We start from the raw sequence: 228 nt of genomic DNA on the forward strand, positions 1-228 counted from the left end.
GGCAGAAAAGGCGGCTATTTTTGGGTTTTCGCAGTATGGGGAACAATTCTTTTCCTGAATGGGGTAACTGAGCATTTCTTTGGATACGCCATCATCGACAATTGGTTTGTGATTGTGGCGATCGGGCTTGTGGCATTTCTCGCTGCAGAAGTTTTTCAAAACAGGAAGGGGATGGGTGAATGAGAAACATTACTTTGGCAAATGGAGAGGCCGTCGAAGTGGAATGCT

At 46.1% G+C, this 228-nt stretch carries 1 protein-coding gene; it reads left to right on the forward strand.

Going from position 1 to position 228, the window contains the following annotated elements; all coding sequences use genetic code 11:
- Positions 1-183: hypothetical protein (locus R0J92_RS27550; protein WP_411054015.1), on the forward strand; the 183-nt coding region annotated here is incomplete at its 5' end.
- Between the last annotated feature and the right edge of the window lie 45 nt (positions 184-228).

It is taken from the genome of Tritonibacter sp. SIMBA_163, assembly GCF_046535935.1.
Lineage (GTDB): Bacteria > Pseudomonadota > Alphaproteobacteria > Rhodobacterales > Rhodobacteraceae > Epibacterium > Epibacterium scottomollicae.